The sequence below is a fragment of the Sphingobium sp. genome (assembly GCF_003248505.1).
Lineage (GTDB): Bacteria > Pseudomonadota > Alphaproteobacteria > Sphingomonadales > Sphingomonadaceae > Sphingobium.
Window position 1 is genome coordinate 1 of record NZ_QFOA01000022.1, and the last position, 14,034, is coordinate 14,034.

Sequence of the window (14,034 nt, forward strand, 5' to 3'; positions counted from 1 at the left end):
AAGGCTGCTGGCGCACGCGTCGAGATGAGCATCGGCGAGACCGCCGCGTGATATTGGGTGAAACGCGAGGTTGCGATGGCAACCAGTCTGCGGTTGAGAACAAGATGAGGCAAAACGTCGAGCTTTCTGGCCGTCGCAACGATGTGGCGCCGGGCGAGCAGATGGCGGGCCGGCGAATCCTCGGGCCAGAAAAATCGTTCGCGGTCAGTCGGCAGGGCTGCGTGATCGAGCTTTGCGAACATCGCCTCGTCCGGTTCCTGAATGCCAGCATCGGCGTGAAGCAGGCAGGAAAATTCCTCGTGAAAAATGGGATGGCTGGGTTCGGCGGGATTGGCGGCCCATTCGGGCAGGATGAACAGATCCGGCCTTGGTTCCTCCACGCCCTGGAGCGGATAGGCCACCGCCTCGACCGTGATGCCGGGCGCGTCGAGAGCGAGTGCGGCAACCAGCTTGGGCATCAGGAAAAACAATGTCGTCTCAGGCGCGGCCAGCCTGAATGTGCGCGTTTCGGAAGAAGGATCGAAAGCCCTGGACATTTCAAGCACTTCGCGGGATTTGAGCAGGATTTCGGCAACTCGGGGCTTGAGTTGTTGTGCCAGCGGGGTGAATTCTGTTCGTCCGTGATCGTAGCGCACGATCTCGTCGTTGAAAGTTTCCCGCAGTCGCTTCAGTGCCAGACTCATGGCCGGCTGGCTTAGATGAATACTGCGAGCCGCCTCGGTTAAAGTGTCGGACCGCAATATGGCGTCGAGTGCAAAGTAGATATTGAGATTGAATCGAGCCAAGCAAAATTCCCTTTACTGATAGACACCTTTAGTAGCCCCGATTTTTTCAAGCTTTGCGAGGAAGAAGCGGTCGCTCCATAATTCCAGCGACTTCGCCTCCGCTGGGCGCAGGAAGCGCATGACGTCGTTGGCGGCGGCTTTCCAGTCGATAGTGGCTATGGTGTTCCGCAGCGTGGCCTCCAGCCATGCCATATTGATCTTGAGGTCTTCCTGCCCCGCCCATGGGCCCGCCTGGATGAGGGCCGCCTGGAGATGCGCCAGATTGGGAGACACCCCGTTCGAAACATACCAGGAAAAGTCATACCAATCCCTGCCCTTCAGATATCCTCGGCAAAGGAGCGCATGGATTTTCAGCGCGAAGTTGGACGGCAGATTTTGATGCCGTACCTCATAGTCGGCGGGGAAATCGAGAAAGGTGCCGGCTTCGCCGGACCCGGGCGGTGGATTGGTGTCGATCTCCAGCTTAATCCTGATCGTTCGGCGGCGTCCCGTGCCCGCAAAGGTCAGATCGAGCTGACTCGCGATGGAGTCATCCTTGAGCACTGCCTCCCGAACCGCCTTGTCCATCCTCTCCTTGGGCTGGGCATCGAGCTTCAATCCGAACTGCGCGAAAACCTCGACCAGAATTTTGAGATAGGGCGCCCAGTCAAACTCGGGGTTCGGCGACCTGAGCATGAAATCGAGGTCTTCGGAGAACCTGGGCAGGCGGTGCAGAATGCGCAGGCTGGTGCCACCCTGGAAAAGAGCGACGTCGAAAAAGTCGCTACGCCAGAGCGCGTACAGGGCGATCTCCTGGATGATCTCCTTGGTCGCATTCTCCTCCTCGACCGCGTTGGTCGCTCGATATTGGCGAAGCTTCTCCTGAATGATTTCAATCATCCGCGAGGCGTCCTTTGGCTACGCCTTTGTTCGCCAAAATAGCGCCCTCGAGTGAATGGAGAAAATCGTTGGCGGCTTTGTGCTTGTACACGGGCCGGAGTGCCGAGAAATCCTTGCGCTTAAGCGACAGCAGCCGATCCAAGTCAATCCGCATGCCGGTGATGAGCCAATCCAAACCGGACCAATGCTCCTTTCGTAATGCGACAAGATCCATCAGCGCCCTCAAAGGCTGCGCGACGAATGCCGTGAGCTTGCCGAACTTTTCCCGTTCCACGCTCGTCAGGAATTGGTATTCCCGGAGCGCGAGTGGATGAAAGCTGAATTGCCCGAGGGATGGCGTATCATAGGTAATCGTCTTGCGGCCCGGTGAAACGCTTGCCGTGGTAAAGACGGCCTCCGGAATCCAGCCGTGATAGGCCAACGCTGTTTCAAAGGAGATATAGCTCCCTGGCAAGAGCGCCTGCGCCACGGAGAAGGGATGACCCGCCTCGCTGCGGCTGCTTTGGCCGAGCATATAGGTGGCCCGCTTGAGACGGATCAGCGAACCGTCTTTCAGCGCCCTGTTGACCAGAGCATAGCGGCGGGCATCGCTGTCGCCCAGCAGTTCACGAAGCTGGCTTTCGTTGAAGACCCGCTCAGCGAGGCTCGACCCCATAATCTGTTCAGAAAGCGCGCTCATAAAATTCCAGATACTTTCAAATGATGAAAGTTTCAAGAATTTCTTGAATCGGCAACGAGGGCGACCACCTCCCCAAAGCAGCTTATCGAATCACTTGAGCACACTCATAATTTCGGGGCTTCAGGACCCGAACCGCTCCGACAAAAAGTCCCTGGGTATCGATCATGGTATCAGCTTGCGGCAATGCTGAAGAAATGGCGGTTTTCCGTGCCAGAATCACTTGTTTTTGAGTCCTCTTCTGGCATCATTCCCGGTCAAAGATGGGCACCATGCCCATCAGGCGCGGGACACCGTTGCAGACGCCATTCTCGAGCACGGCCTTCGGGCCAGAGATGGTGATCTGCGCATTGGAAACGGTGATCTCAGACACCAGCATGCGCAGATAGTCCTTCCGCAGCGTCATCGCGCAGTCTGGCTGAAAGCAGTTCGCCAAAGCGGCTGATAGTTGCAGGCGTGATCTTGCGCGATCCTTTTGCAAGCTGCGTCTCAAGAGCATTGATGCGCGTGGTGGCCGCAGCAAGCGCAGATCGATTCTCGTCCATCCGCTTTGCGAAAATGGGATCACGGGACCCCATCTGCCCGGTCTCCACCAGGATGAGCAGGCGTTCGATGCCTGTTCTCAGGCGGGTCTGCTCGGCTCTGGCGTGAGACAATTCCTGCTCGCGCTGGACGCGCTTCTGATCGGAGAGGTTTAGCACGTCGGCAAGGAGTGATTGCAGACGCTCGGGTGCAAGCAATTGCTTTTCGACGGTGTCCAGCACGAGGTTGTCCAGCACCTCCCGCCGCATGCTCGGGGTCGCGCAAGCCTGTCCCTTGTTCACGCGGTTAGCGCAGACATAATAGCTGTATCGCCCACCCTTTCCGGTGCGGATCGTCATTGCGTAGGCGCAGCCGGCCGTCCCGCACTTCGCGATGCCGGTCAGCATCGTAGTGCCGGCGACGATATGGGGAGGGTTGCGGCGCGGATTGCGAGACGCGCGCAGCGCATTGACACGGTCGTACCGGGCCTGATCGATAATCGCCGGGCATGGTACTGCGATCCAGTCTTCCGGATCAGGCGCATTGCCGTCATCGTCCATGGTCTTGTCGTAATAGACCCCGGTATAGGTGATCCGGCTCAGGATCCCGGCGAGATTCCCGTTGGAGAACTTGGCCCCGCGCAGCGTCGTGCCACGCGCATTGAGCGTCTTGACGATCCAGCGTCCGCCACGTCCCATGTCGGCCCAGTCAAAAATCTGATCGACCACCGCAGCTTCCGCAGGGACCGCGCGCAGCTTCATCCGCTCTTTGTCGCCATCCTTTCTCGCGACATAGGTCTCATAACCAAAGGGCACTGGACCGCCATTATAGAAGCCTTGGCGGGCATTTTCCCGTCGGCTCTTGGCGGTGAAGATGGATGCCTCGACAGCGCCCTGTTCGGCGACGAAAGCCGTGAAGGTCTGTCCGAGACGTTTGGCGCGTCCTTGGCCAAAATTCTCGGTAATGGAGACGACTTCGACACCCTCGTCGGCAAGACCATCCAGTGCATTGAAGAAGATACGCATATTACGCGCCATGCGGGAAAGACGATAGAGCAGCACGATGCCGACGGGATTGGTGCCGTCGGTTGCCTGGGCGATCATCCGGTTGAAGGCTGGACGTTTGTCGGACTGGCCGCTCTGCCACTATCGACGAACTCCTCGACGATCTCGATGCCGTTTTTCAGTGCATAAGCGTTGATGGCATGGCGCTGCGCCTCGATGCTCTGCGCCTTGCCATCCTCCTTGTCGACGCTGAGCCGCAGATAGACATAGGCCCGCAATCTGCTGCTGCCCTTGGATCCACGGCCACGCTTCATCATCCATCCTCCAAAAATAAGGCTGCGAGGTCAGGACCCAGCGCCGCCAGAACGATTTGAATCTCTTCGCGGGCAATAGGCAAGTCGGAAGCGAACTGGCTGTAGACTGGAATGGTACGCGTGCCGCCACGCGTGGATTTCCCACGCGCAGCGGCCTTGCGACCCGCTCCGGAGCCATCATACTGAGGATGTCGGGCCACAGCCGTTCGCTCCGCCTGCCTCCTTTCCTCAGGCCAGGCCGAAGTGCCGCCGGATCTCGGCGATGAAGGCTTCGGCGGCGACCTCGCGCTCCATCACACTCATGTCGGCGACGTTCGGCAGGCGCAGACGTTCGATATTGTCGGCAAGCCTCTCGCGGGCACCGACCGGCTGCTCGTCATGGCCCAGGATTTCATCGCTTTCGACCGGGGTGATCGGCTTGGGCTGCGCTGTGCGAGCTCTGGCCATCGGTACCATGCCAAGCAGTTCGAGGGCATCTGCCGGCTTGAAGCGCATCCCGTCACCGATGGCGCGCTCGGCGATATCGAGGGTCTGCCGAACTTGCGCCATGCCCAAGCCTCGCAGCGCGGCTGACGCGGTCACGCCGTAGGAGATCGGCGCCTTGTGCGGCGCTTCGAGGATGTCGAAGACTATGGGAAAGTCCTGCTGAAGCCGCGCAGCTATGAGCATGCGGCTGACTTTGTCCTGGTTGAGGCCGGGATAGCGTTCGGCCAGCGCGATCTGGCTGATGTGGCAGGCACGCTGGAGGCTAAGCAGGCCATGAGCCATTTTCATCTTGGTGGCGACGGCCGAACCCAGCACATCGTCGCACATGGCGACCACGGCTTCCGCCTCCGTGCCGGGAAATACGACCGCCCGGATCAGGATGGTATCGTCATCGGGGTATGCGGCCTTGATGGCCTCAAGGATGTACCGTCCATTCTTGAGATGATAGCGGCCATCCTTCGCGGAGGCGCGTGTCCGGCGCGACGAAGCCAAGAAGAAGATTGCCGAGGGGATCGATCCGGCGCTGGAGAAAAAGCGCGCGAGGATCGCCGCCAAATATGCCGCGGCCAATACTTTCGAGGCGGTGGCGGAGGAATGGCTCGTCAAATGCGAGCGCGACGGCCTCGCGCCCGTTACTATCGACAAGATTCGCTGGTTGCTTGCCAAGGCCTATCGAAACGGGCAACGGCTGACTTGGCCCCCACCAGCCTGCCGTGTTGCGGCCAATAGCGCGTTGGCATCGTCAGCCGCGCTGCGTACAGCAATAGGATCTCCGGAGGGAAACGGGAGGATTGTAGCCGCCTGAAATACAGCAATGTCAACGGCGGTCGAAAAGGACAGTATATCGACGACGACCAGGACGGCGACACGCTCCCGGAACATCTCTACCCCAGTCAATCCCCACTCGCTGTGTGCCAACGTCATGTGGACCGCACTTCATAAATATCGATTGTTCAGATGCCGGATGACATCGTGGGGGACAAGTAATTGAAGCGCCTGCTCCTTCGGCAAGCGTCCTGTCGACACTTCCGAAGGCCCTCGAACCTTCATGCGATCTGTATCTCGATCGCACGGTCGAGCTTCCGAGCTTCGCTTCCGTTATTGAGCCGTAAATAAAATATAACCTGCCGCTATCCCGCGACCAGGGTGATGCGTCCTGCACTTCGATAGCCATTTCTAATCGGGGGACGACATGACGATCAGCGGAAATCATCTTTTCGGCATTTCTCTTGCAGCGCTGGTTGCCATGCAGGCTATAACCGTTGCGGCTCAGCAGAACGCCGCCGTAGCCGCGCGGCCGGCCGCCAACGACGAAATGGCAGGCGGGCGCGATGACGAGATCGTCGTGACGGCGCGCAAACGCGAAGAGCGCGCTATCGACGTGCCAATCGCCCTCACCGCCATCAGCGGCGAGGCCCTCGAACAGCGCGGCGCTAAGAATCTGTCCGACTTTCTCCAGGAGGCACCCGGTGTAGGCGCGTACGACCAAGGCTTGCGGAACCAGAAGATCACGATTCGGGGAATTTCAACTTCGCTTGTGGCGAACGAGAACGGCTATTATCTCAATGACTTGCCGTTCACGGGGGTAGCGGTGCAGATCGCACCCGACGTGCGCGCATGGATCTCGACCGCGTTGAAATTCTGCGCGATCCGCAGGGGGCGCTGTTCGTAGAAGGCTCCATGGGCGGAACGATGCGCATTCTGACCAAGGGGGCGGATCTTGAAAAATAGGAAGCGAAGGGCTCGGCTTCCATTTCGCAAACCCAAGACGGTGGTACCAATCGCGGCATCAAGGGAGCTTTCAATGCGCCGATAGTGCCTGGCGTACTCGCGGTTCGCGTCAGCGGCACCGCGGAGCGCTTCCCGGGTTGGATCGACAATGCAGTGACCGGCGAGACCAATATCAACGACCAGACTTTCAAGACCTTTCGCGCCAAGGCGCGCTTCGATACCCGTTACGATTGACGAACCGTCCACTTCAACGGCTTAGTCCATCTCGCCGCCGCCATGGCCTGGCAACGTTCAATTGCGATCCCGCCTTAGCGCGGTGGCGGACACTTCATAGGTCGGTTCCGGCAGCGTCGGCGTAAGGCGACATTGATTGCAAATACTCTGAACCCGTTATCTTGCAGGCGACACGGCGAAGCGCCGCCCCATATTCAGTCGATCAGGCTGGCGGCGACCGCTTCGCCGTGCGCGAATGCCGCCGCGTCGCGGATCTGGTCGGGCGACGGACGAATGCCGGTGTAAAGTACGAACTGTTCGATGGCCTGCAGGACGATGACCTCCGCGCCCGAGATGACCGTCTTGCCTGCAGCCTGCGCGGCCTTGAGAAAAGGCGTTTCTGCTGGCTGCGCGACGACGTCGAACGCAATCTGCGCGGCGGCGATCATTTCCTTGGGGAACGCCAGTATGTCTGCATCGGCACCGTCCATGCCGAGCGGCGTTACGTTGATCAGAAGCGGTGCGCCCTGTTCCGAAAGATCCGCCACCCAATCATAGCCATAGGATGCAGCGAGTGCAGAGCCCGCATCGCCGTTACGCGCCACGATCAAACCCTTGCCGAACCCCAGATCGCGCAACGCCGCTACGACCGCCTTCGCCATACCGCCGCTGCCGCGCAGTATGAACGGAAGTGCCGGATCGATCTCTCGCCGTTCCAGCAAAGCGCGCACGGCCACAAAGTCGGTGTTATAGCCCGTCAGAATGCCCCCATCGTTGACGATGGTATTGACACTCTCGATCGCACGGGCGCTCGGTTCGAGGCGATCGATCAGCGGGATGACCGCTTCCTTGAATGGCATAGAGATCGCGCAGCCGCGAATATCGAGTGCGCGAATGCCGCCGATTGCTGCCGGCAGGTCTCGGGTCGAGAAAGATTTGTAGACGAAATCGAGGCCGAGCGCTTCGTAAAGGTAGTTATGAAGGCGCGAGCCCGCATTGCCGGGCCGTGCCGACAAAGACATGCATAATCGTGTGTCGCGGCCTATGGGCGGTTTCATCCTGTCGCCTTATCGCAAACGGGCGCGCGGCTGGAGCCGCGTGCGACGAGACGTCCGGCAAGCACGACCTTGCGCGCCGCAGCGTCGGGGTGATCGAGTCGGTCGGCCAGCATCGCCATGGCCGTGCGACCGATCTCCTCCACCGGTTGTTCGATCACCGAAAGACCGCCGCCGACCAGATCCATCCAGCCTTCATTGTCAAACCCGGCGAGCGCGATATCCTGCGGCACGCGCAAGCCGAGGCCATGGAGCGTGCGCAAGGTGGCCATCAGCGCGACACCGTTGCTGGCGACGAGAGCCTGCGGTGGAGCCGACCGCGCAAGAAGATCCGTCACGACCCGTGCGGCTTCGCCTTCGCCATGGGGAACGGCAACGGCGTCGGCATAAAGGCCCAGCCGCGCCGAGGCCGTCTCGAATCCAGCGCGACGCTCGACTCCGGTGCTGCTGGAGGCACCGAAGAGGCCGGCGATTCGGCGAAAGCCCCGATCGTTGAGATGCTCGACCAGCAACTCCGCCATCGCACCATTGTCGAGCACGACACAATCATGGGTAATGCCGGGCGCGGTACGGTCGATCAGGATCATCGGATAGTCGGGCTTGGCCTTCGCGACCTTGGCCAGGCCCTGTCGGGTGGGCGCGAGAATGACGCCGGTTACTCGCTCCTCTTGCATCAGTTGTAGGTACATCGCCTCCCTCGCGGGATCTTCGTCCGTGTTGCAGAGGATGACCCGCAGCCCGCGCGCATAGGCCTGATCCTCGATTGTGCGTGAAACGGCGGTAAAGAACGGATTGCGGATATCGGCAACGATCAGGCCGATGGTGTTGCTATGCTGCGAGCGTAGTCGACGGGCAGCGAGGTTGGGACGATAGCCGGTTGCCTTAACGGCGGCGTGAACGCGTTCCTGCATGGCCGCATCGACGCTGCGCCCCGCAAGCACGCGTGAAACCGTGGCGGGGGATACGTTGGCAACCCGAGCTACGTCCTTGATGCCGACGCTCATGGAAATCGTTCTCTCCGGTAATCACCGCTGCGGCCTCGTATGACTCCCCATATGCCTTTCACGCAAACATTCTTCAAGATCTATTGACAAGAGTTTGAGAAAACGTTTTCTATAAGGCAAGTGCGAAGACAGACTCGCGCTGGAGAGGCGGAAAGACATGCTCACCAAAGCCCCATTGCCTGCGGTCCGTCCGGACCTGATCCGCCTGGACGTCAAGGCGGTCGACAAGGAGGACGCCATCCGTCAGGCAGGCCAGCTGCTGGTCGCCGCCGGGTGCGTTGCCGCCGGTTACGAAGACAGTATGATCGCCCGGGAGGCTGTGGCTAATACCTTTCTCGGCGCTGGCGTCGCGATCCCCCACGGGCTGGGCGAGGACAGGGCGCTTGTTCGTCGGGACGGGATTGCGGTCCTTCAATTCGTCGATGGAATCGAATGGAATCCCGGCCAGATAGCGCATCTGGTGGTCGGCATTGCCGCCAATTCGGACAGCCATATCGCGATCCTGCGCCGCCTTACCCGCCTGATCCAAGACGAGGCGCGCCTGCGCCAGCTTGCCGCTACCGACGATCCGGCACTCATTGCCCAGGCGCTTGCGGACGAACCTGCCGGTCCTGGCATCGCGCGACTCGCTGCCGAGGATCTTGACGAGCGCATGTCCTGGACGGTCGATTATCCAGCGGGCCTCCACGCTCGGCCCGCTGCAGCCTGGGCAGAGGCGGCAAAGGCTCTTTCCGTTCCGATCCGGGTCCGTAACGGTACCGAGACGGCCGATCCCCGCAGCCTCGTCGCCCTGCTTCAGCTCGGTCTGAAGGCGGGCGACACTGTCACGATCTCCGCTTCGGGGGCGGGAGCGCGGAACGCCCTGGAAATCTTCCGAGACGCGATCAGCCGCCTCACGATCCGTGAAAAGGCCGATGCGGAGCGCGCTGCGCAAAAGGCAGTGGCCCCGGTGAATGGATGGAAACCCGTGGGCACGCCAACGATGGTCGCAGGCGTGGCCGCCAGTCCGGGTCTTGCAATCGGCAAAGTCCATGTCCTCGCCGCAGCAGAGCTTCATGTGCCTGATCGCCCGGTCGATCTCGCCATCGGCGGCACGATGCTCGACGATGCGCTCGTGCGCACCCGCGCGCAGATGAAAGCGCTGATTGACGACACGACCCGTCGCCTGGGGGCGGGCGACGCAACGATCTTCAAGGCGCAGGCCGGGCTTCTCGACGATACCGACCTTATCACGCTCACCTGCCAGATCATGGTGGAAGGCCATGGCGTCGCCTGGTCCTGGCACCAGGCCATCGACCGTATGGCAGGTCAACTCTCGGCACTGGGCAATCCGGTGCTGGCTGCACGCGCCGCCGACCTGCACGACATAGGGCGGCGCGTGCTAGGCCAGATCGATCCGGGGCTTGCGGCGGGCAGCTTGAGCGATCTTCCCGACGAGCCTTGTATTCTGGTTTCGACCGACCTCTCTCCATCCGATACGGCGACGCTCGACACCGCCCGCGTCGTTGGCATTGCCACCGCATTGGGCGGACCGACGTCGCATAGCGCTATTCTTGCACGCACGCTCGGCATCCCGTCGGTGGTGGCCGGTGGCGCGAGCCTGCTCTCGCAGGCCGCCGGGGCGGTCGCAATCGTCGATGGCGATACGGGGCGGGTGTGGCTCAATCCTTCCGACGACGATCTTGCATCTGCTCGCGATTGGATCGCGGACATTGCAGCGAAACGTGCCGCGGAGGAGGCTGAACGCGGCCAGCCCGCCACCACCGTCGACGGTTACAGCCTTGCGGTCGCCGCCAACGTCAACCGGCCCGATCAAGTCCCGTTCGCGATATCGCAGGGCGGGGAGGGCGTCGGCCTCATGCGCACCGAATTCCTGTTTCTCGAGCGAGGCGAAAGCCCCAGCGAAGACGAACAGTTCGAAGTCTATCGCGGCATGATCGAAGCGCTTGAAGGCCGACCGCTGATCGTCCGCGCGCTCGACATCGGCGGGGATAAACAAGTGCCGCATCTCGACCTGCCCCAGGAGGAAAATCCTTTCCTCGGAGTGCGCGGTGCGCGCCTTCTACTGCGCCGTCCCGATCTTCTGGAACCGCAGCTGCGCGCATTGTACCGCGCGGCGAAGGTCGGGGGCGACCTGTCGATCATGTTTCCGATGATTACTTCGGCGAGCGAACTGCTGGTGCTGCGCGAACGGTGCGAGGCGGTGCGGATCGCGCTGGATGCCCCGACCGTGCCCATCGGCATCATGATCGAAGTGCCCGCCGCCGCCGTTCAAGCCCACGCGCTGGCTGCCCATGCCGATTTCTTTTCGATCGGCACCAACGATCTGACCCAATATGCGCTGGCGATCGACCGGCAAAATCCTGAGCTCGCCAGTGAAGCCGATAGCATGCACCCTGCCGTCCTGCGCTTGATCGCGATGACGGTGGAAGGCGCGCGGCGGCATGACCGCTGGGTAGGGGTGTGCGGTGGCCTTGCCGGGGACCCATTCGGCGCAGCGCTGCTGGCGGGGCTTGGCGTCACCGAATTGTCGATGACGCCACGAGACCTCCCTGCTGTGAAGGCGCGCATCCGAAAAAGCGAGCTGACAGCGCTCAAGGCGTTGGCGGCGCGAGCGCTCGACATGGAGAGCGCCGCCGATGTGCGCGCGCTGGACGTTGCACCAGAGGATGGGGCACAGGCGAGGGATGCCGCTTGATGCGTATCGCTACCGTCACCTTCAACCCCGCCATCGATCAGACGATCGTGCTCGACCGACTGGTGCCGGGCGAAGTCCACAGGGCTCGCTCGATCCGCCAGGATGTCGGGGGCAAGGGGGTCAATGTCGCGAGTTGCCTTGCCGATCGCGGTGAAAGTGTCAGCGTTTTCGGCCTGCTGGGCGAGGGTAACGCGGCCCTGTTCGAAAACCTGTTCGTGCAGAAAGGGATTGCGGATCATTTCTTGCGTATAGCCGGCGATACGCGCGTCAACATGAAGATCGTCGACGCCGCGACCACTACGGACATCAATATGAACGGTGCGGCGGTCGAAGATGCCGAGGTCGCCAAGGTGGAGACAGCTGTCGCAGACTTCGCCGGAGGGGATGCGCTCGTGATCCTGTCAGGCAGCCTTCCGCCGGGATGCCCACCGGATATTTATGCTGATATGGTCCGCACGCTGAACGCCCGCGGTGCGCGCGTCGTGCTCGATACCAGCGGCGCGCCGCTCACCCAGGCGCTTCGTCCGGGCGTGCCTCTTCCTTTTGCGGTCAAGCCCAATCGCGGCGAACTCGCCGCCTGGGCCGACCGGCCACTCGATAACATCGACGATGTTATATCCTGCGCGGAAGCGCTCCATCGGCGCGGCGTCGAGCTTGTCGCGGTTTCGATGGGTGAGGATGGTGCAATGTTCCTGTCGAGCGAAGGCGCGGTCACCGCGCATGTGCCGGTCGGGCAGATCAGCAGCACGGTCGGGGCTGGCGACGCCATGGTTGCAGGGCTTGCCGCCGCGCTTGCCGAAGGCGGAGACCTTGAGCGGATCGCGCGCCTGTCCACGGCGTTCGCCGTCGGCAAGCTGGGGCGGCCGGGGCCCCATTTGCCGGATTTCGCGACCGTCGAAGCGATCGCCGACCGGGTCACGATCACCCGGGCCAAAACCGTTGGCCCGGTCCTGCTGGGAGAGGTGAAATGAAGCGGTTCTTTGCAATCGTCGATGCCGGTGACGCTGGCGTCACGGGCGTGCTCGCCAGCGAGGCGCTACGCCGCGTCGCGCGTGAGGCAGGACATTCGATCGAAATCGAACTGCGGACCGCGCAGGGCGTGGTCAATCCCGTGGCGCCGGGACCGGCAGCGGATGGCGACATGCTGTTGTTTGTGGGCAATGAGACGCGCGCAGATCAGGCGATCCGTACGCGCGCCGATCGTTTGCTCACGGTCGAAGCCGTGCTGGCCGATCCGGCAGCAGCGCTCGAGGGAACCGAAGCCGTCGACCGTACCCGTAACGCATCGGTGAAGAAGATCGTCGCGATCACCTCTTGCCCGACGGGTATCGCTCACACCTTCATGGCGGCAGAGGGGTTGCAGGAGGGCGCGCGTCAGCTCGGCTACCACATCCATGTCGAGACACAGGGTTCTGTGGGGGCCGGTACCCCGCTCACCTCAGAACAGATCGCCGAAGCCGATGTCGTCATCATCGCTGCCGACCGGGAGGTCGATCGCGGTCGCTTTGACGGCAAGCATGTCTTTGCCGGCGGCACGAAGCCCGCGATTACCGGCGGAGCCGCGCTGATCGAAAAGGCGTTGGTCGAGGCCAGGGTTCAGGGCGGAACTGCCGGACAAGGCGCAGTTCCTTCGTCCGCCGCCGATCGCGCCGGTCCCTACAAACACCTGATGACCGGCGTGTCCTTCATGCTGCCCTTCGTGGTGGCAGGCGGCTTGCTGATCGCGCTCGCCTTCGCACTGGGCGGCATCCACGCCAATGAGGACGCCGCCGCAGGCACGCTCGCGCACGCCTTGTTCGAGATCGGCGCGAAGGGCGGGTTCGCGCTGATGGTCCCGGCACTCGCCGGTTATATCGCCTATTCGGTCGCAGATCGGCCCGGCATTGCGCCCGGCATGATCGGCGGCATGCTGGCCAGTAGTCTGGGGGCCGGTTTCCTCGGCGGCATCGTTGCAGGCTTCATCGCAGGCTACGGCGTCCATTGGCTGAACCGGGCGATCCGTTTGCCCAAGAACCTGCAAGGTCTCAAACCGGTATTGATCCTTCCGTTGTTGGGATCGCTGCTGACCGGGCTGCTCATGATCTACGCTGTGGGAACGCCGGTTGCCGCGGCCCTTACCTTCCTCACCGAATGGCTGCGCGGCATGCAGGGTTCGAGCGCCATTCTTCTCGGGTTGATCCTTGGCGCGATGTCCGCCTTCGACATGGGCGGCCCTGTCAACAAAGCCGGCTATGCCTTCTCAGTCGGGCTGATCGCAAGCCAGGTTTACACGCCGATGGCCGCGACCATGGCAGCGGGCATGACTCCGCCGCTCGCAGTCGCGCTCGCCACGCGGCTTTTCCGCAACCGCTTCACCGAGGACGAGCGCGAGGCCGGAGCCGCGGCCGCAGTGCTGGGCCTGGCCTTCATAACCGAGGGCGCGATCCCCTTCGCCGCGCGCGCTCCGTTTCGGGTGATCCCGTCGCTGATGGCAGGATCGGCGGTCACCGGCGCCATTTCGATGGTCGTGGGTGTGGAACTGAGAGTGCCCCATGGTGGCATCTTCGTGCTGCCGATCCCCGGCGCCGTCTCTCACCTCGTTGCCTATGTCGTGGCGCTTGCTGCCGGGGTCCTTGTGAGTGCGCTCCTCCTAGGGTTTCTCAAGCGTCCCCTGACGCAGAGCTGAAC

General features: G+C 61.9%; 13 protein-coding genes and 1 pseudogene. 5 read left to right on the forward strand and 9 right to left on the reverse strand.

Annotation, left to right across the window (positions count from 1 at the left end; translation table 11 throughout):
• From DI606_RS09510 to DI606_RS09540, 7 genes and pseudogenes are all read right to left on the reverse strand, one after another.
• The coding region (locus tag DI606_RS09510) for a LysR family transcriptional regulator (RefSeq protein WP_367119468.1) at positions 1-785 on the reverse strand (785 nt) is incomplete at its 3' end.
• A gap of 12 nt (positions 786-797) precedes the next feature.
• Positions 798-1,664: a nucleotidyl transferase AbiEii/AbiGii toxin family protein gene (locus DI606_RS09515; RefSeq protein WP_293982056.1), complete on the reverse strand. Its 867-nt coding sequence runs from the start codon at positions 1,662-1,664 to the stop codon at positions 798-800.
• On the reverse strand, positions 1,657-2,343 hold the full coding sequence (locus tag DI606_RS09520; RefSeq protein WP_293982059.1) for a hypothetical protein: 687 nt from the start codon (positions 2,341-2,343) through the stop codon (positions 1,657-1,659). The genes DI606_RS09515 and DI606_RS09520 overlap by 8 nt, the downstream gene beginning before the upstream one ends.
• Positions 2,344-2,587: 244 nt before the next feature.
• Positions 2,588-2,719 carry a hypothetical protein gene (locus DI606_RS09525; protein ID WP_293982062.1) on the reverse strand — a complete coding sequence of 44 codons (132 nt, stop codon included), beginning with the start codon at positions 2,717-2,719 and terminating at the stop codon, positions 2,588-2,590.
• Positions 2,706-3,623: a recombinase family protein gene (locus DI606_RS09530; protein WP_367119469.1), complete on the reverse strand. Its 918-nt coding sequence runs from the start codon at positions 3,621-3,623 to the stop codon at positions 2,706-2,708. The genes DI606_RS09525 and DI606_RS09530 overlap by 14 nt, the downstream gene beginning before the upstream one ends.
• Before the next feature lie 153 nt (positions 3,624-3,776).
• Positions 3,777-4,183 (reverse strand): annotated as a pseudogene (locus DI606_RS20340) (recombinase family protein); the annotation flags it as partial.
• Between the two features lie 225 nt (positions 4,184-4,408).
• Positions 4,409-5,221: a hypothetical protein gene (locus tag DI606_RS09540; RefSeq protein ID WP_293982070.1), complete on the reverse strand. Its 813-nt coding sequence runs from the start codon at positions 5,219-5,221 to the stop codon at positions 4,409-4,411.
• A 637-nt stretch (positions 5,222-5,858) separates the two neighbouring features.
• Between DI606_RS09540 and DI606_RS09545 the strand changes: the two genes are divergently transcribed.
• Positions 5,859-6,338 carry a TonB-dependent receptor plug domain-containing protein gene (locus tag DI606_RS09545; RefSeq protein ID WP_293982073.1) on the forward strand — a complete coding sequence of 160 codons (480 nt, stop codon included), beginning with the start codon at positions 5,859-5,861 and terminating at the stop codon, positions 6,336-6,338.
• 143 nt (positions 6,339-6,481) lie between these two features.
• On the forward strand, positions 6,482-6,631 hold the full coding sequence (locus tag DI606_RS09550) for a hypothetical protein (protein WP_293982076.1): 150 nt from the start codon (positions 6,482-6,484) through the stop codon (positions 6,629-6,631).
• 194 nt (positions 6,632-6,825) lie between these two features.
• Here DI606_RS09550 and DI606_RS09555 read toward each other — a convergent pair whose 3' ends face one another.
• Both DI606_RS09555 and DI606_RS09560 read right to left on the reverse strand, forming a co-directional pair.
• Positions 6,826-7,668 carry a shikimate 5-dehydrogenase gene (locus tag DI606_RS09555; protein ID WP_293982078.1) on the reverse strand — a complete coding sequence of 281 codons (843 nt, stop codon included), beginning with the start codon at positions 7,666-7,668 and terminating at the stop codon, positions 6,826-6,828.
• The gene (locus DI606_RS09560) at positions 7,665-8,669 is read right to left on the reverse strand and encodes a LacI family DNA-binding transcriptional regulator (RefSeq protein WP_293982081.1); all 1,005 of its coding nucleotides are present in this window, start codon (positions 8,667-8,669) and stop codon (positions 7,665-7,667) included. The genes DI606_RS09555 and DI606_RS09560 overlap by 4 nt, the downstream gene beginning before the upstream one ends.
• A gap of 157 nt (positions 8,670-8,826) precedes the next feature.
• On the opposite strand from DI606_RS09560, the gene ptsP reads away from it, so the two are divergent.
• From ptsP to DI606_RS09575, 3 genes are read left to right on the forward strand one after another with little or no spacing between them, the layout of a single operon-like run.
• Entirely contained in the window at positions 8,827-11,367 is a 2,541-nt protein-coding gene (gene ptsP / locus DI606_RS09565) for a phosphoenolpyruvate--protein phosphotransferase (protein WP_293982083.1), read from the forward strand.
• On the forward strand, positions 11,367-12,338 hold the full coding sequence (gene pfkB, locus DI606_RS09570; protein ID WP_293982085.1) for a 1-phosphofructokinase: 972 nt from the start codon (positions 11,367-11,369) through the stop codon (positions 12,336-12,338). The genes ptsP and pfkB overlap by 1 nt, the downstream gene beginning before the upstream one ends.
• Positions 12,335-14,032: a PTS fructose transporter subunit IIC gene (locus DI606_RS09575; protein ID WP_293982088.1), complete on the forward strand. Its 1,698-nt coding sequence runs from the start codon at positions 12,335-12,337 to the stop codon at positions 14,030-14,032. Before pfkB ends, DI606_RS09575 begins: the two co-directional genes overlap by 4 nt.
• Positions 14,033-14,034 lie beyond the last annotated feature (2 nt).

Bases quoted from the DNA above. Each gene is read 5' to 3' on its own strand.
- DI606_RS09515 (WP_293982056.1), bottom strand. From the start codon at position 1,664: ATGATTGAAATCATTCAGGAGAAGCTTCGCCAATATCGAGCGACCAAC.
- DI606_RS09520 (WP_293982059.1), bottom strand. From the start codon at position 2,343: ATGAGCGCGCTTTCTGAACAGATTATGGGGTCGAGCCTCGCTGAGCGG.
- DI606_RS09525 (WP_293982062.1), bottom strand. From the start codon at position 2,719: ATGCTGGTGTCTGAGATCACCGTTTCCAATGCGCAGATCACCATCTCT.
- DI606_RS09530 (WP_367119469.1), bottom strand. From the start codon at position 3,623: ATGAAGCTGCGCGCGGTCCCTGCGGAAGCTGCGGTGGTCGATCAGATT.
- DI606_RS09545 (WP_293982073.1), top strand. From the start codon at position 5,859: ATGACGATCAGCGGAAATCATCTTTTCGGCATTTCTCTTGCAGCGCTG.
- DI606_RS09555 (WP_293982078.1), bottom strand. From the start codon at position 7,668: ATGAAACCGCCCATAGGCCGCGACACACGATTATGCATGTCTTTGTCG.
- DI606_RS09560 (WP_293982081.1), bottom strand. From the start codon at position 8,669: ATGAGCGTCGGCATCAAGGACGTAGCTCGGGTTGCCAACGTATCCCCC.
- ptsP (WP_293982083.1), top strand. From the start codon at position 8,827: ATGCTCACCAAAGCCCCATTGCCTGCGGTCCGTCCGGACCTGATCCGC.
- pfkB (WP_293982085.1), top strand. From the start codon at position 11,367: ATGCGTATCGCTACCGTCACCTTCAACCCCGCCATCGATCAGACGATC.
- DI606_RS09575 (WP_293982088.1), top strand. From the start codon at position 12,335: ATGAAGCGGTTCTTTGCAATCGTCGATGCCGGTGACGCTGGCGTCACG.